This is a genomic window from Pseudomonas sp. 1L-B-1-E-C1 (assembly GCF_057291835.1).
The window spans coordinates 306,122-322,220 of record NZ_JBXAWN010000003.1 but is presented as its reverse complement, the minus strand read 5'-3'; the positions used below and the strand labels follow the sequence as shown (position 1 = coordinate 322,220).

The 16,099-nt window shown below is 58.6% G+C and carries 18 protein-coding genes and 1 pseudogene; 12 read left to right on the top strand and 7 right to left on the bottom strand.

The genetic code is table 11. The annotated features are described in order from the left end of the window. Window positions 1-83 precede the first annotated feature (83 nt). Both AC0Z4S_RS07745 and AC0Z4S_RS07740 read left to right on the top strand, forming a co-directional pair. Complete coding sequence (locus tag AC0Z4S_RS07745) at window positions 84-443, top strand: cupin domain-containing protein (protein ID WP_471877002.1); 360 nt, start codon at window positions 84-86, stop codon at window positions 441-443. An 85-nt stretch (window positions 444-528) separates the two neighbouring features. After that, window positions 529-726, top strand: coding sequence for a hypothetical protein (locus AC0Z4S_RS07740; RefSeq protein ID WP_471877001.1), 198 nt, complete (start codon window positions 529-531; stop codon window positions 724-726). A gap of 103 nt (window positions 727-829) precedes the next feature. Here the strand turns inward: AC0Z4S_RS07740 and rpmG are convergent, their stop codons facing one another. Both rpmG and rpmB read right to left on the bottom strand, forming a co-directional pair. After that, window positions 830-985 (bottom strand): 50S ribosomal protein L33, encoded by a 156-nt coding sequence (rpmG, locus tag AC0Z4S_RS07735; protein ID WP_016772554.1) that lies wholly within the window; start codon window positions 983-985, stop codon window positions 830-832. An 11-nt stretch (window positions 986-996) separates the two neighbouring features. Further along, window positions 997-1,230 carry a 50S ribosomal protein L28 gene (gene rpmB / locus AC0Z4S_RS07730; protein ID WP_007920377.1) on the bottom strand — a complete coding sequence of 78 codons (234 nt, stop codon included), beginning with the start codon at window positions 1,228-1,230 and terminating at the stop codon, window positions 997-999. Between the two features lie 446 nt (window positions 1,231-1,676). On the opposite strand from rpmB, the gene AC0Z4S_RS07725 reads away from it, so the two are divergent. Then, the gene (locus tag AC0Z4S_RS07725; RefSeq protein WP_485622590.1) at window positions 1,677-3,263 is read left to right on the top strand and encodes an ABC transporter substrate-binding protein; all 1,587 of its coding nucleotides are present in this window, start codon (window positions 1,677-1,679) and stop codon (window positions 3,261-3,263) included. Between the two features lie 148 nt (window positions 3,264-3,411). Here AC0Z4S_RS07725 and radC read toward each other — a convergent pair whose 3' ends face one another. Continuing rightward, a complete protein-coding gene (radC, locus tag AC0Z4S_RS07720) occupies window positions 3,412-4,086 on the bottom strand; it encodes a RadC family protein (RefSeq protein WP_253497193.1) in 675 nt (224 codons plus the stop codon). 133 nt (window positions 4,087-4,219) lie between these two features. On the opposite strand from radC, the gene coaBC reads away from it, so the two are divergent. The 6 genes and pseudogenes from coaBC (at window position 4,220) to AC0Z4S_RS07690 (ending at window position 9,887) form a co-directional block, all read left to right on the top strand. Further along, window positions 4,220-5,428: a bifunctional phosphopantothenoylcysteine decarboxylase/phosphopantothenate--cysteine ligase CoaBC gene (gene coaBC, locus AC0Z4S_RS07715; RefSeq protein WP_039757372.1), complete on the top strand. Its 1,209-nt coding sequence runs from the start codon at window positions 4,220-4,222 to the stop codon at window positions 5,426-5,428. A 5-nt stretch (window positions 5,429-5,433) separates the two neighbouring features. Further along, complete coding sequence (gene dut / locus AC0Z4S_RS07710; RefSeq protein ID WP_008086463.1) at window positions 5,434-5,889, top strand: dUTP diphosphatase; 456 nt, start codon at window positions 5,434-5,436, stop codon at window positions 5,887-5,889. A gap of 317 nt (window positions 5,890-6,206) precedes the next feature. After that, window positions 6,207-7,583, top strand: a pseudogene (locus AC0Z4S_RS07705) (phosphomannomutase/phosphoglucomutase); the annotation flags it as partial. 17 nt (window positions 7,584-7,600) lie between these two features. After that, the gene (gene argB, locus AC0Z4S_RS07700; RefSeq protein ID WP_016772548.1) at window positions 7,601-8,506 is read left to right on the top strand and encodes an acetylglutamate kinase; all 906 of its coding nucleotides are present in this window, start codon (window positions 7,601-7,603) and stop codon (window positions 8,504-8,506) included. Window positions 8,507-8,944: 438 nt separating this feature from the next. Further along, entirely contained in the window at window positions 8,945-9,517 is a 573-nt protein-coding gene (locus AC0Z4S_RS07695) for a hypothetical protein (protein WP_123441840.1), read from the top strand. Further along, entirely contained in the window at window positions 9,504-9,887 is a 384-nt protein-coding gene (locus AC0Z4S_RS07690) for a hypothetical protein (RefSeq protein WP_485622589.1), read from the top strand. Before AC0Z4S_RS07695 ends, AC0Z4S_RS07690 begins: the two co-directional genes overlap by 14 nt. A gap of 92 nt (window positions 9,888-9,979) precedes the next feature. On the opposite strand, the gene pyrE is transcribed toward AC0Z4S_RS07690, so the two are convergent. Continuing rightward, window positions 9,980-10,624: an orotate phosphoribosyltransferase gene (pyrE, locus tag AC0Z4S_RS07685; RefSeq protein ID WP_042608114.1), complete on the bottom strand. Its 645-nt coding sequence runs from the start codon at window positions 10,622-10,624 to the stop codon at window positions 9,980-9,982. An 82-nt stretch (window positions 10,625-10,706) separates the two neighbouring features. Here pyrE and AC0Z4S_RS07680 point away from each other — a divergent pair, with 82 nt between their 5' ends. Continuing rightward, window positions 10,707-11,486, top strand: coding sequence for an exodeoxyribonuclease III (locus tag AC0Z4S_RS07680; RefSeq protein WP_016772543.1), 780 nt, complete (start codon window positions 10,707-10,709; stop codon window positions 11,484-11,486). A gap of 68 nt (window positions 11,487-11,554) precedes the next feature. Here the strand turns inward: AC0Z4S_RS07680 and gltS are convergent, their stop codons facing one another. The 3 genes from gltS to rph all read right to left on the bottom strand — a co-directional run bounded on the left by gltS (window position 11,555) and on the right by rph (window position 14,250). Next, window positions 11,555-12,763 (bottom strand): sodium/glutamate symporter, encoded by a 1,209-nt coding sequence (gene gltS / locus AC0Z4S_RS07675; RefSeq protein ID WP_253497199.1) that lies wholly within the window; start codon window positions 12,761-12,763, stop codon window positions 11,555-11,557. A gap of 370 nt (window positions 12,764-13,133) precedes the next feature. After that, window positions 13,134-13,502: a DUF4870 domain-containing protein gene (locus AC0Z4S_RS07670; RefSeq protein WP_485622588.1), complete on the bottom strand. Its 369-nt coding sequence runs from the start codon at window positions 13,500-13,502 to the stop codon at window positions 13,134-13,136. A 25-nt stretch (window positions 13,503-13,527) separates the two neighbouring features. After that, entirely contained in the window at window positions 13,528-14,250 is a 723-nt protein-coding gene (rph, locus tag AC0Z4S_RS07665; RefSeq protein WP_027610407.1) for a ribonuclease PH, read from the bottom strand. Window positions 14,251-14,518: 268 nt separating this feature from the next. Between rph and AC0Z4S_RS07660 the strand changes: the two genes are divergently transcribed. Next, on the top strand, window positions 14,519-15,382 hold the full coding sequence (locus AC0Z4S_RS07660; protein WP_016770639.1) for a YicC/YloC family endoribonuclease: 864 nt from the start codon (window positions 14,519-14,521) through the stop codon (window positions 15,380-15,382). A 12-nt stretch (window positions 15,383-15,394) separates the two neighbouring features. Then, window positions 15,395-16,015 (top strand): guanylate kinase, encoded by a 621-nt coding sequence (gmk, locus tag AC0Z4S_RS07655; protein WP_039757364.1) that lies wholly within the window; start codon window positions 15,395-15,397, stop codon window positions 16,013-16,015. Window positions 16,016-16,099 lie beyond the last annotated feature (84 nt).

Here is a 16,099-nt window from a genome sequence, read left to right as displayed (position 1 = left end):
TACGGCCTTGCGGTGTTCATTTTAATAAACATAGACTTTGGCCCATTCCAGCCAACGCGTCGTCATTAGCGGAGAAAACAACAATGAACATCCAGAACGTCGTCGACATCAGCCTCGCCAGCAGCGAAGCCGAACGCTATCGCCCGGATCCGGCGAAAGTGCTCAAGGGCGACCCTGAGCAGGCGGTGTTCCATCAATATGACAGCCCTTGTGGGCAGATGGGCGTGGGTGTGTGGGAAGGCGCGGTGGGCCAGTGGACGGTGAATTACACCGAGCATGAGTACTGCGAGATTCTGCAGGGGGTTTCGGTACTGCGTGACAGCGATGGCAATGCGAAGACCTTGCGGGTTGGCGATCGCTTCGTGATTCCGGCGGGGTTTCGCGGTACCTGGGAAGTGCTCGAGGCTTGCCGCAAGATCTATGTGATTTTCGAGAAAAAATAACTATATACCGCACGGCCTGGCGAAACTGGTCAGAGAATCGGGCGGCCTGAAAAAGGCACCCAACGCACGCATAAGGAAATGCGAAATGACCAATGAAGAAGCACTGCAACAAATTCGCCACCTGATCGGCACCCGCTACGTACGCAGCGTCGTGGCTTACATCAGCGAGCTGACGGGCATTACAGATATTTGTGTCATGACTTGCCCCACCGATATCCGTCCTGATCGCCTGAATATTACCCCGGACCCAGCAGGCAATATCCATTCATTCAGCTTTGGCTGAGATCAGCCCACACCGCGGCCCCGGGGATCAAACCCAGGGCTGCTCCAACAAAAAAGGCCCGTATCGTGAGATACGGGCCTTTTTCGTAGTCAGGAAAAATCAATTACTTGATTTTGCCTTCCTTGTACATCACGTGCTTGCGAACAACCGGATCATATTTCTTGATCTCGATTTTGTCCGGGGTAGTACGCTTGTTCTTGTCGGTAGTGTAGAAGTGACCAGTACCGGCGCTCGAGATCAAACGAATCAATTCACGCATGATTAGCTCCCTTAAATCTTGCCATCGCGGCGAAGTTCGGCGAGCACGACAGTGATGCCACGCTTGTCGATGATACGCATGCCTTTGGCAGATACGCGCAGACGCACAAAACGTTTCTCTTCTTCAACCCAGAAGCGGTGATGCTGCAGGTTCGGCAGGAAACGACGACGGGTTTTGTTGTTTGCGTGGGAAATGTTATTCCCAGTCACCGGACCCTTACCGGTAACTTGACATACTCTCGACATGCCTCAGCCCTCTAAAACCACATGCCCAACCCGGCATGGGTTGGCCGCTTAATCTCTCAGTCATTTGGCGCCAGGCGCCGCGTTTCTTTAGAGGTCTTACCGGCTACACCTACAGTGAAGGAACCGGGCCCCTAGAAAAGAGCGCTGCTTTATACCAGAAAGACCGGGGTGCAACAACAATCGGTGTGCAATCAATCGGAAAAGGGGCGATTTTTTCCGCCTCAGGTGCCTTGAATAAAGGCCGCGACGAGTTTTGACCACTCGTCGCAGAATTCCCGCCCTACAGACGATTCAGACTTTCCATCTGGCTGTCAGCGCTCGAAACCGTGCAAGACTGCGCCTGAAAATGCAAAAAGGGGATAGTCATTTGCAATTCAGAGCTCTAGGGTAGGACTTTTCCAGACTGCACTTGCAGATGGGCCTTCGATCTGTAAAGGAAACCGACCATGCGCCTCGCTGCCCTACCCCTGTTGCTCGCCCCGCTCCTGCTGAGCCCCCTCGCCCAGGCCGCCGCTTTGAGCGTGTGTACCGAGGCCAGCCCTGAAGGGTTCGACGTGGTGCAGTACAACTCGTTGACCACCACCAACGCTTCGGCTGACGTACTGATGAACCGTCTGGTGGATTTCGACACCGCCAGTGGCAAGGTGATCCCGAGCCTGGCCGACAGCTGGGAGGTCAGCACTGATGGCCTGACGTATGTATTCAAGCTGCACCCGCAGGTGAAATTTCATACAACCGATTACTTCAAGCCGAGCCGCGAGCTGAGTGCCGAAGACGTCAAATTCAGCTTCGACCGCATGCTCGACCCGGCCAACCCGTGGCACAAAGTCACCCAGAGTGGTTTCCCGCATGCGCAGTCGATGCAACTGCCGACCCTGATCAAGAAAATCGATGCCCTCGATCCGCTTACCGTGCGCTTCACTCTTGATCACCCGGATTCGACCTTTCTCGCGACCCTGAGCATGGGTTTCGCCTCGATCTACTCTGCTGAATACGCCGACAAGCTGATGAAGGCTGGTGCGACCGACAAACTCAACAGCCAGCCAATCGGCACTGGCCCGTTCGTGTTCAATCGCTTCCAGAAAGACGCGGCGATCCGTTACAAGGCCAACCCGGATTACTTCCATGGCAAGCCTGCCGTCGACCCGCTGATCTTCGCCATCACGCCGGACGCCAACGTGCGCCTGCAAAAGCTGCGGCGCAATGAATGCCAGATCGCCCTGTCGCCAAAGCCGTTGGACGTACAGGCCGCGCTGAAAGAACCAACACTGAAAGTCGAAAGGACTGACGCGTTCATGACCGCTTTCGTGGGCATCAACAGCCAGCATCCGCCGCTGGACAAGCCGGAAGTACGCCAGGCGATCAACCTCGCTTTCGACAAGGCCAACTACATCAAGGCCGTGTTCGAAGACACTGCCGAAGCGGCCAACGGCCCCTACCCGCCGAACACCTGGAGCTACGCGAAGAACCTGCCGGGCTATCCGCACGACGTAGCCAAGGCCAAGGCGCTGCTGGCCAAGGCCGGATTGAAAGATGGATTCCAGACCACGATCTGGACGCGCCCATCGGGCAGTCTGCTGAACCCGAACCCGAGCCTCGGCGCGCAGATGCTGCAATCGGACCTGGCCGAGATCGGCATTCAGGCGGAGATCCGGGTGATCGAATGGGGCGAGCTGATTCGCCGCGCCAAGGCCGGCGAACATGACCTGCTGTTCATGGGCTGGGCCGGCGATAACGGCGACCCGGACAACTTCCTCACCCCGCAGTTTTCCTGCGCCGCAGTGAAGTCCGGGACCAACTTTGCGCGGTACTGCAACGCCGATCTGGACAAGCTGATCAGCGCCGGCAAGACCACCAGCGAACAAGGCGTACGCACCAAGCTGTATGAACAGGCCCAGGCGCAGATTCAGCAGCAGGCGTTGTGGCTGCCGTTGGCGCATCCAACAGCCTATGCACTGACGCGCAAGGATGTTCAGGGTTACTCGGTAAGTCCGTTCGGCCGGCAGGACTACTCCAAGGTCAGCCTCAAATAACCTGACCAACGCAAGACCTGAGGATGCAATCAGCCTGTGGGAGCGAGCTTGCTCGCGAAAGCGGTCTGTCAGTAAATATTATGCTGACTGACACGACGCCTTCGCGAGCAAGCTCGCTCCCACAGTGGATTTGCACCGTTTTCGAGAGTTACATCCAGCCACACTCGGCCATCGACAGCGGCTCACCGTCACCAACGATGAAGTGATCGAGCACCCGCACGTCGATCAACTCCAGAGTCTTCTGCAAGCGCTTGGTGAGCAGCCGATCCGCCTGGCTCGGATCGGTATTGCCGGACGGATGGTTGTGACACAGGATCACCGCCGCGGCGTTATTGGCCAGCGCGCGCTTCACTACTTCCCGGGGATGCACGCTGGTGTTGTCGATCGAGCCGCGAAACAGTGCCTCGAAGTTCAGCACCTGATGTTTTGAATCAAGGAACAGGCAGCCGAACACCTCGTGCGGTTCATGCCGCAGCATCGCCTTCAGGTAATCGCGTACGACCTGAGGGTTCTCCAGCGCCGGCTTCTGTCGTGAGCGCTCGGCCAGATGGCGCTTGCTCATCTCTTGAGCGGCTTGCAACTGAGCGAACTTGGCCGGGCCCAGGCCCATTTGTTTGCTGAATGCGTCCTGATCGGCCTCGAGCAACAAACGCAGGCCGCCGAATTGCATCAGCAGATGTCTGGCGAGGTCCACGGCGCTCTTTCCGGGCAATCCGGTGCGCAGAAAAATCGCCAGTAACTCGGCGTCCGAAAGACTCCCCGCTCCATGTTCCAACAACCGTTCCCGTGGCCGTTCCGCCGCCGGCCAATCGCGAATACTCATAGCACCTCCTTGTCTGTGGGCGCCGCTGTTCCGTAGCGGTCGCTGTGATATCGTAGCCCATCTTTTTGGCGGTCGATTCAACCCTGGGGAGGGGCATCGCACCGCAATCATCAACGAAATGAAAGGCAGACCTATGCAGCGGCTGTATCGGAAACGCATCGTTCTGGGCGTCGGCGGCGGCATTGCGGCCTACAAGAGCGCCGATCTGGTTCGCCGCCTGATCGACCAGGGTGCCGAAGTGCGCGTGGTCATGACCCATGGCGGCGCCGAATTCATTACCCCGCTGACCATGCAGGCCCTGTCGGGCCACCCCGTTCACCTCGACTTGCTCGACCCCGCCGCCGAAGCCGCCATGGGCCATATCGAGCTGGCGAAATGGGCCGATCTGGTGCTGATCGCTCCGGCCACCGCCGACCTGATCGCCCGTCTGGCCCAGGGCATTGCCAACGATCTGCTGACTACACTGGTGCTGGCCACCGACGCCGTGGTTGCTGTCGCGCCAGCGATGAATCAGGCGATGTGGCGCGACCCGGCGACCCAGGCCAACCTGCAACTGCTGGAAAGCCGTGGCCTGAAGACCTTCGGCCCGGCCTCGGGCAGCCAGGCCTGCGGCGACGTCGGCATGGGCCGCATGATGGAAGCCACCGATCTGGCGCTGCTCGCCGCCGATTGCTTCCAGCGCCTGGCCCTGACCGGCAAGCATGTGGTGATCACCGCCGGCCCGACCCAGGAAAACATCGACCCGGTGCGCTACATCACCAACCACAGCTCCGGCAAAATGGGCTTTGCTCTCGCCGAAGCGGCCGTGGAAGCCGGCGCCCGCGTCACCCTGATCAGCGGCCCGGTGCACCTGCCGACGCCGGATCGCGTCACCCGTATCGATGTGGTCAGCGCCCGCGACATGCTCGCCGCCTGCGAATCGGCCATGCCTTGCGATGTGTTCATCTCGTCGGCAGCGGTGGCAGACTACCGCCCTGAAGTCGTCGCCCCGCATAAACTCAAGAAAGATCCTACGAGCGGTGACGGCTTCGTCCTGCAAATGGTGCGCAACCCGGACATCCTTGCCACCATCGCAACCCGTCCCGACCGTCCGTTCAGTGTTGGCTTCGCTGCCGAAACCGAACACCTGCTCGACTACGCTGCACGCAAGCTGAAGGACAAGAATCTCGATCTGATCGTCGCCAACGACGTCGCCAACCCGAGCATCGGTTTCAACAGCGAAGAAAACGCCTGCAGCGTCATCGACCGTGAGCTGCACGCCACGGTTTTCGCCCAGACCAGCAAGAGCAAGATCGCTCGCCAACTGGTCACTTTTATCGCCGAACGTCTGAACCAGGTTTAATTTACATGCACGCTTTGCAAGCCAAGATCCTCGATCCACGCATCGGTACCGACTTCCCGCTGCCGCAATATGCCACCCCGGGCTCAGCCGGCCTCGACCTGCGCGCCATGCTGGAACAGGACATCGTGATCAAACCGGGTGAAACCGTGCTGATCCCCACCGGCCTGTCGGTGTACATCGGTGACCCGAACCTCGCTGCACTGATCCTGCCGCGCTCGGGCATGGGCCACAAACACGGCATCGTCCTGGGCAACCTGGTCGGCCTGATCGACTCCGATTACCAGGGGCCGCTGATGGTCTCCTGCTGGAACCGCGGCCAGAGCGACTTCACCATGACCGTCGGCGAACGTCTGGCGCAACTGGTGCTGGTACCGGTGGTGCAGGCGCATTTCGAAATGGTCGAGGAATTCGTCGAAACCGAACGTGGCACCGGCGGCTTCGGGCATACCGGCACCAAGTAATCGGATACGCCCTGTAGGAGCTGCCGCAGGCTGCGATCTTTTGATCTTGATCTTGAAACACAAAGTCAAAAGATCGCAGCCTGCGGCAGCTCACGGAAATTTGTGCAGATTCGCCTGAACGGTTAAGCGCGGAAAATCAAGGTTTTGCCGGTCGCGAGCCCGGTCCGCCGAGGCATCATGGCCCTTTCATAGCACGAACTCTCTGCGGAAAACGCCGTCATACCCTTCAGTTTGAGCCTGCCGTCGAAGATTTCGCCGGTCTGTCCCGCCCTTTTCGAGATGGAGCATTTCCGCAGATGAACACCCCCGCCAAGATCGCCCCGAAGCTGCCTGACAGCATTTTCCGCGCCTACGACATTCGTGGCACCGTGCCGGAATTCCTCAACGGTGAAACCGCTTATTGGATCGGTCGCGCCATCGGCTCTCAGAGCCTGGCTCAGGGCGAACCGAACGTGTCGGTCGGTCGCGACGGTCGCCTGTCCGGCCCGGAGCTGGTCGCGGAACTCATTCGCGGCATCGCCGAGAGCGGCTGCCACGTCAGCGATGTCGGCCTGGTGCCAACGCCAGCGCTGTATTACGCCGCCAACGTGCTGGCCGGCAAGTCCGGGGTGATGCTCACCGGCAGCCATAACCCGTCCAATTACAACGGCTTCAAGATCGTGATCGCCGGCGACACCCTTGCCAACGAACAGATTCAAGTGCTGCACGAGCGCATCAAGAACAATGACCTGAGCACTGGCCAGGGCAGCGTCACCCAAGTCGAAATCCTCGACCGCTACAACACCGAAATCGTCCAGGACATCAAACTGGCCCGGCGCCTGAAAGTCGTGGTCGACTGCGGCAACGGCGCGGCCGGCGTTATCGCCCCGCAACTGATCGAAGCGCTGAACTGCGAAGTCATCCCGCTGTTCTGCGAAGTCGACGGCAACTTCCCGAACCATCATCCGGATCCGGGCAAACCGGAGAACCTCGTCGACCTGATCGCCAAGGTCAAAGAGACCAACGCCGATATCGGCCTGGCCTTCGACGGCGACGGCGACCGCGTTGGCGTGGTGACCAACACCGGCAGCATCGTCTATCCGGATCGTCTGCTGATGCTGTTCGCCCGCGACGTAGTGGCGCGTAACCCGGACGCGGAAATCATCTTCGACGTCAAATGCACCCGTCGCCTGGTGCCGCTGATCAAGGAATACGGCGGTCGGCCGCTAATGTGGAAGACCGGTCACTCGTTGATCAAAAAGAAAATGAAACAATCCGGCGCGCTGTTGGCCGGCGAAATGAGCGGGCACATCTTCTTCAAGGAACGCTGGTTCGGTTTCGACGACGGCATCTACAGCGCCGCGCGTCTGCTGGAGATCCTCAGCAAGGAAAAATCCACCGCGGAAGAGCTGTTTGCGACCTTCCCGAACGATATTTCCACGCCGGAAATAAATATCCATGTGACCGAAGAGAGCAAATTCAGCATCATTGATGCACTGCACGATGCTCAGTGGGGCGAAGGCGCCGACCTGACCACCATTGACGGCGTGCGGGTCGATTACGCCAAAGGCTGGGGCCTGGTGCGCGCGTCCAACACCACACCGGTGCTGGTGCTGCGCTTCGAGGCCGATGACGAGGCTGAATTGCAGCGCATCAAGGATGTGTTCCACGCCCAACTGAAACGCGTTGCACCTGATCTCCAACTACCGTTCTGATCCACCCGGAGCCCTGAATGACCCTCGAACGCGAAGCCGCCGCCAACACTGCCAAGGTCCTGTCCGAAGCGCTGCCTTACATCCGACGCTATGTCGGCAAGACCCTGGTGATCAAATACGGCGGCAACGCGATGGAAAGCGAGGAGCTGAAAACCGGCTTCGCCCGCGACATCGTGCTGATGAAAGCCGTGGGCATCAACCCGGTGGTCGTGCACGGTGGCGGCCCGCAGATCGGTGACCTGCTCAAGCGCCTGTCGATCGAAAGCCATTTCGTCGACGGCATGCGCGTCACCGACGCGGCGACCATGGACGTGGTGGAAATGGTCCTCGGCGGTCAGGTCAACAAAAGCATCGTCAACCTGATCAACCGCCATGGCGGCAGCGCGATCGGCCTGACCGGTAAAGATGCCGGGCTGATCCGGGCGAAGAAGCTCACCGTCTCCCGCCAGACCCCGGAGATGACCCAGCCGGAAATCATCGACATCGGCCACGTCGGCGAAGTAGTCGGGATCAATACCGAGCTGCTGAACCTGCTGGTCAAAGGCAACTTCATCCCGGTCATCGCGCCGATCGGCGTGGGTGAAAACGGTGAGTCCTACAACATCAACGCCGACCTGGTGGCGGGCAAGGTTGCCGAAGCGCTGAAGGCCGAAAAGCTGATGCTGCTGACCAACATCGCCGGCCTGATGGACAAATCGGGCACCGTGCTGACCGGCCTGAGCACGCAGCAGGTCGACGACCTGATCGCTGACGGCACGATCTACGGCGGCATGCTGCCGAAGATCCGTTGTGCACTGGAAGCGGTTCAGGGTGGTGTTGGCAGTTCGTTGATCATCGACGGTCGTGTGCCGAATGCGATCCTGCTGGAAATCTTCACTGACACCGGAGTGGGTACGCTGATCAGCAATCGCAAGCGTCCTTGATCGCTAATCGCTGAAAGCAAAGATCGCAGCCTTCGGCAGCTCCTACAGGGATTTCGCACATGCGAGAATCCGCTTTTGCAGGAACTGACGAACGCTGCGATCTTTTTTGTGCGCGAGAGAAACGCCTGACTTAACACTGCGAAACGTCCGACATCCCTTCAGAATAAATCTCCCTAGGATCTTCCCCTCATCCAGCGGAGATCTTCCCATGCAAAAAGACAGCGTTCCTTACGGCAGTGACATTTCAGCAGGTACTTATGCTTGCGTGGACTGCGGCCGAGAGTATTCAGCCCCCTCGCAGACTTCGATGCCGCCCTGCCCTGACTTCACGGAAGCGTCTCATCCTCTCAAGGGTTGGAAAGTGCTGCGTGGCCAGGGAGATGCGCCTCAGGATCCCTACCCAGCCGCCAGCGACAAATAATCCGGAGTGCCTGATCCATGCAGATCTCGTTCACGATCGACGCCGACGCTTTCGAGCAGGAACAAAAGGAACCGGTGAAAAAGACCTTGCGCATCGGCGATGCTGAAATCGCCCACGCGCTGGAGCGCATCGCCAAGGCCAGCCTGACCGAATACCTGAAAATGCTGGTCGAAGGCGGTATGCCCAGCCGCGCTGACGAAGCCAAACAGGATCGCCTGCTCTACCTGATTCAAAGTTACTTCGGGCAGACCCTGCCGACCGAATCGCAGATATCGACGATCTTTCAACTGACCCAGAGCCAAAGCAAAACCCTGCTGAAGAACACCGTTTCGCGCTTTCGCAACCAGCTTGATGACATCCTGCAGCACAGCATGCGCGCGGTGATCGAATCCGCCGAGCATGCGCAAAACGTCTTTCTGGTGGTGATCAGCTCGGACGTGATTCGTGATGAGTTGAACATGCTCATCACCCAAAACGAGCCGACCTTCAAACCCATCACCAAACGCAAGGGCAGCGCCGGGCAGTTCGAGATCAGCGAAGATTCCCATGCATTGCTTTGCGCAACGCTGGGTCTGAATGCCGTTCAGTGACATCGTCGCGGTCAGTGGCTTGCTGCTGACCCTGACTACGTTCATGTTCAATCTGGCGTGGCCGGCGCTCAATGCAGCGCTGACTGAGGATGAGTTTCAAAAGGGTTCGCAGGGCCGAAAGCGCAGTCGAGAAAACGTGATGGCTGCTTTCTACTGGCGAGCATTGCCACTGACGTGCGCGTTTGTGGCGCTGTTTTACGTCAACTTGCCGGCTGCGGTTGGCATCATCGACAGCAGCACGCTGGATTTGTGGGATTTCGATGTGGATCGCACGTTGTATGTAATGGTGGTTGTAGCGCTGCTGGTGTTTGCGCTGGTCAATGTCGGACTGGCGCTGAGACTGCTGATCAAATGGCAAAAACTGCGTTAGACCCGTGTAGGAGCTGCCGAAGGCTGCGATCTTTTGATGTTGTTTTTCCAGATCAAAAGATCGCAGCCTTCGGCAGCTCCTACAAGTGCGTATCACACGCCAAATTGGGCGCGATAGGCTTCCACGGCTGGCAGGTGCTGCTTGAGCTGTGGATCGTCGGCGAGGAACTCCAACACTTGATTCAGCGACACGATGCTGATTACCGGGATGCCGAAGTCGCGCTCGACTTCCTGGATCGCCGACAACTCGCCGTTGCCACGCTCCTGACGGTTCAGCGCGATCAGCACGCCGGCGGCCTTGGCGCCGTCCTGGGAAGCGATGATCTGCATCACTTCGCGAATGGCGGTGCCGGCGGTGATTACGTCGTCGATGATCAAGACTTCGCCAGTCAGCGGTGCGCCAACCAGGCTGCCGCCCTCGCCGTGGGCCTTGGCTTCCTTGCGGTTGAAGCACCATGGCAGGTCACGGTCGTGATGCTCGGCCAGCGCAACGGCGGTAGTCGCCGCCAGTGGAATGCCTTTGTAGGCCGGGCCAAACAGAACGTCGAAGGGGATGCCGCTTTCGGCGATGGCCGCAGCGTAAAAACGCCCCAGTTGCGCTAGGGCCGAACCCGAGTTGAACAGGCCAGCGTTGAAGAAGTAGGGACTGGTGCGCCCGGACTTCAGGGTGAACTCACCGAAGCGCAAAACGCCGCGATCGATGGCAAAACGAATGAAATCGCGCTGATACGCTTGCATGAAAAAAACCCCAAATACCACGGATTTAGCTAATTAGCTTGACGCCGTGTATCATACACGCACGCGATTTTTGGGGCCATTTATGCGGATCATCAGTGTGAACGTCAATGGTATTCAGGCGGCAGTCGAGCGCGGTTTGCTCAGTTGGCTGCAAGCCCAGAATGCCGACGTCATCTGCCTGCAGGACACCCGTGCCTCCGCCTTTGAACTGGATGACCCAGCCTTCCAACTGGATGGCTACTTCCTTTATGCCTGCGATGCCGAAGTCCCTGCCCAAGGTGGTGTGGCTTTGTATTCGCGGTTGCAACCGAAGGCTGTCATCAGCGGTCTCGGTTTCGAGACGGCCGACCGCTACGGGCGCTACCTGCAAGCAGATTTCGACAAAGTCAGTATTGCCACCTTGCTGTTTCCTTCGGGGATGAACGGCGATGAGGACTTGAACCAGAAGTTCAAGCTCATGGACGATTTCGGCAAGTACCTGGACAAACAGCGACGCAAACGTCGCGAGTACATTTACTGTGGCTCGCTGTACGTTGCGCAGCAGAAACTCGACATCAAGAACTGGCGCGACAGCCAGCAGTCTCCAGGCTTCCTGGCGCCGGAACGCGCCTGGATGGACGAGATTGTCGGCAACATGGGCTATGTCGATGCACTGCGTGAAGTCAGCCGTGAAGGCGACCAGTACAGCTGGTGGCCGGATAACGAACAGGCCGAGATGCTCAATCTGGGCTGGCGCTTCGATTACCAGATCCTGACCCCGGGCCTGCGTCGCTCGGTGCGCAGCGCACGCCTGCCGCGTCAGCCACGGTTCTCGCAGCACGCACCGTTGATCGTCGACTACGACTGGACGCTGACCATCTAAGCGTTTTATCGCAGCCAAAGAAAATGCCCGCATCGTGAGATGCGGGCATTTTTTATGCGCCGTGCTTCCTAGACCGCAGCGAAGAATGGCAAGGTCAGGTACAGCTTGATCACGATGACGTTGACGATATCGATGAAGAACGCCCCGACCATCGGCACCACCAGGAACGCGATCTGCGAAGGCCCATACCGCTGCGTGACTGCTTGCATGTTGGCAATGGCCGTCGGCGTGGCACCCAGACCAAAGCCGCAATGCCCCGCGGCGAGCACGGCGGCATCATAGTTGCTGCCCATCACGCGGAACGTCACGAAAATCGCGAACAGCGCCATGACCAGCGCCTGCACGGCCAGAATGATGAAGATCGGCAATGCCAGCGCTGCCAGATCCCACAACTTCAGCGACATCAGCGCGATCGCCAGAAACAGCGAGAGGCTGACATTGCCGAGCACAGAAACTTCACGCTCGAATACCTGATACAAGCCAAGCGCTGACAGACTGTTGCGCAAAACCACACCCACAAACAGCACGCAAACAAACGTCGGCAGTTCGAAAGCAGTGCCATGCAGCAAGCCATTCAAAAGATTGCCCGCGAGCAAGCTGACGGCAATCAGCGCCAGTGTCTCGACAAACGAAAAAGGCGTGATCGAACGTTCTTTGTTCGGCTGCTCAAACCCTCTTGGCAGTCGCGGCGCTTGCTGCTGATTGCACCCCGGCACTTGCACCCGCTTGATCAGCAACCGCGCAACCGGCCCACCGATCAGGCCACCCAGGACCAGACCGAACGTGGCTGAGGCCAGCGCCAGCTCCGAAGCCGAGGCCAGACCATATTTCTCGCTGAACACCGCGCCCCATGCAGCGCCAGTACCGTGGCCGCCGGCCAGCGTGATCGAGCCCGTCAGCAAGCCCATCAAAGGATCGAGTCCGAGCAGGGTTGCCAGCCCGATGCCCATGGCGTTCTGCACCACCAGCAAACCGATGACGGCCAGCAGGAAGATGCCGACAATGCGACCGCCCTTCTTCAGACTGGCAAGGTCTGCGCTCAAGCCAATCGTGGCAAAGAAAGCCAACATCAACGGTGTCTGCAATGATGTATCGAAGCGAACTTCGATATCCATAGTTCGCAATATCAATAACAGCAACGCGACCAGCAGGCCGCCCGCTACCGGCTCGGGAATATTGTAACTTCGCAGAAAGCCAACACGCGCAACAAGTCCGCGTCCGAGCAGTAATACTAAGGAAGCGGCCACGAGCGTGCCGTAAAAATCGAGCTGAATCATGTGGATTATTCTTGGCTAAGTATTCACGAGGCGAGCTGTTACCTGGGCCCGACCGGTGAACCGGCTGATTTTCTCAACACTGATTACTGGGGAGTTCAAGTGCCATCGATGGCTTGAACATATCGAAATGTTTCAATCGAAACATTACACCGGGCAACTTTAACAACCAGCTTGCGCGAATAACAAGGACAGGAATATACACTTGCCTGATCAGTTGTGACCAAAGATGTAATTGAAAAATATCAGTAAATAAATTCCAAGCCGCACATCGTTAACAGACTAGTCCTACAACAAAACCCAATTATTTAGTTGCACAAATAAAAATGCCCCGATAAGTCGGGGCATTTTCATATTGCGATACAACAGACTTTCACTTGATCAATCGCCAGGTGAACGGATATCTGTAGGGGAAACCTTCGTTGGCTTTGACACCTGCAATGATCGTCAGGACCAGCGCCGCGATCGCCAGCAAACCAAACAGGAAGAAACCGATGATCAGCAGCATGAGCAGGAAGCAGATCATTGAGGCAATCGCCACAGTGATCTGAAAATTCAGCGCTTCTTTGCCCTGCGCATCGATGAAAGGGTCCTTCTCGCGCTTCATCTGCCAAAGAATCAGCGGCCCGATCAGATTGCCGAATGGAAGCCAGATCCCCAGCAAGGCGGACAAGTGACAGAACATCGCCCATTGGCGAACCTGCTGACTCGGTTTGGGCAGCAACTCTTGCTCGTCACTCATCACGTCCTCCTTGTGGTCAAGAACCTCAGTCGGCCAGTGCGGCCTTCTGCAGTTCGAAAATCTCGTTCATGCCTTTCTTCGCCAGTTCCAGCATGGCGTTCAGGTCTTCAGGCTGGAACGGCGCGCCTTCGGCGGTGCCCTGCACTTCGATGAAACCACCGGTGCTGGTCATCACGACGTTCAGGTCGGTTTCAGCAGCGGAATCTTCAAGATAGTCCAGATCCAGCACCGGCTCGCCCTGGTACATGCCCACCGAGACTGCACCGATCATCTGCTTGAGCGGGTCGCCGCCTTTCAGGCCGCCGCGCTTCTTGATCACTTTCAAGGCATCGACCAGCGCAACCATGGCGCCGGTGATGGACGCGGTGCGAGTACCGCCATCGGCCTGGATCACGTCGCAATCGACATACAGGGTCACGTCGCCGAGCTTGGACATGTCCAGCGCCGCGCGCAGGGAACGGCCGATCAGACGCTGGATTTCCAGAGTACGTCCGCCCTGCTTGCCACGGCTGGCTTCACGCTGGTTACGCTCGCCGGTGGCGCGCGGCAGCATGCCGTACTCGGCAGTCAGCCAGCCCTGGCCCTGGCCTTTGAGGAAACGCGGCACGCCGTTCTCGACGCTGACGGTGCAGATGACTTTGGTGTCACCGAATTCGACCAGTACGGATCCCTCGGCGTGTTTGGTGTAGTTGCGGGTGATGCGGATCGAGCGGAGCTGATCGGCAGCGCGACCACTTGGACGTTTCATAGGGATACCTGTACTGAGGACGGAAAACTGCCGAGCATTATAGAGCGCTGCACCGCGAGTGGGCACTGGTTAAAACTGCCGGCCGACGACCGAAGCCCCTCAAGCGTGCATAACCGACGGGCTGCAGCGCTTTGTCACACCGTGTGTTTGGGCGCATTCGCCGCACTGCGCTACAATCCTGCGCCTTTGCTGCCAGTCGGCTTAAATTCATTGAAATCGCGCCTGCGAAACAGCGTTTCGCGCCGATCTGCATTGCGAGGTCACCGCCATGGTGCACAGCATGACCGCCTTCGCCCGCGTCGAGAAAGCCGGTGTTCAGGGCACCCTGAGCTGGGAACTGCGCTCGGTCAACAGCCGCTATCTGGAACCGCACCTGCGTTTGCCCGAATCGTTTCGCGACCTCGAGGGCGCCGTGCGTGAAGCGCTGCGTCAGGGCCTGTCGCGGGGCAAATTGGAGTGCACGCTGCGCTTCACCGAGGAGAGCACCGGCAAGCCGCTGCAAGTCGACCGCGAGCGCGCTGCGCAACTGGTTGCCGCTGCGGAAACCGTTGCCGGGCTGATCAAGAATCCCGCCGCACTGAATCCCCTGGAAGTGCTGGCCTGGCCCGGCGTTCTGGTGGCCGATGCGACCGACCCGCAAGCATTGAACGCCGAAGCGCTGGCGCTGTTCAATCAGGGTTTGAAGGATCTGAAGGCTGGCCGCGAGCGCGAAGGCGCGGAGCTGGCTCGCTTGATCAATGATCGCCTGACGTCCATCGAAGAAGACGTGGTGACCCTGCGTGAACTGGTGCCGCAGATGCTCGCCACCCAGCGCCAGAAAGTCCTCGACCGCTTTGCTGACATGAAGGCCGAACTCGACCCGCAGCGTCTGGAACAGGAAATGGTCATCCTCGCGCAAAAAAGCGACGTAGCCGAAGAACTGGATCGCCTGAGCACCCACATCATCGAAGTTCGCCGGGTGCTCAAGTCCGGCGGTGCCGCCGGGCGGCGTCTGGACTTCCTGATGCAGGAGCTCAACCGCGAGGCCAACACACTGGGCTCCAAGGCCTTCGACCCGCGCAGCACCCAGGCCGCCGTCAACCTCAAGGTGTTGATCGAGCAGATGCGCGAACAAGTGCAGAACATTGAGTAAGGCTACCCCGACATGACCCAACACACCGGCACCCTGTACATCATTTCCGCGCCATCGGGCGCGGGCAAGAGCAGTCTGGTCAAGGCGTTGACCGACGCCGATCCGGAGATCCGCGTTTCGGTCTCGCACACCACCCGCGCCATGCGTCCGGGTGAAGTGGACGGCGTGAACTACCACTTCGTGACCCGCGAAGAGTTCGTGAAAATGGGCGAGCATGGTGACTTCCTTGAACGCGCCGAAGTCTTCGGCAACTTCTACGGCACTTCGCAAAGCCGCCTGCAACAGACGCTGGACGAAGGTCATGACCTGATTCTGGAAATCGATTGGCAAGGCGCCGAGCAAGTGCGCAAGCTGATGCCGCAGGCGCGCTCGATCTTCATCCTGCCGCCATCGCTGCAAGCCCTGCACCAGCGCCTGACCAACCGTGGCCAGGACAGCGACGAGATCATCGACGGCCGCATGCGCGAAGCGGTCAGCGAGATGAGCCACTACGTCGATTACGATTACCTGATCATCAACGACGATTTCGCCCACGCGCTGGACGATCTGAAAGCGATTTTCCGTGCCAATCAACTGCAACAGAAACGCCAGCAAGTGCGTTTCGGCAAATTGCTGGCTGAATTGCTCGGCTAAATCATCACTTCCCAAAATGCCTGCAAGCGCTTTACATTGGAGCTTGCAGCGCGTTGAAGGGTCTGGTCAAAAAATCAGCGCTTC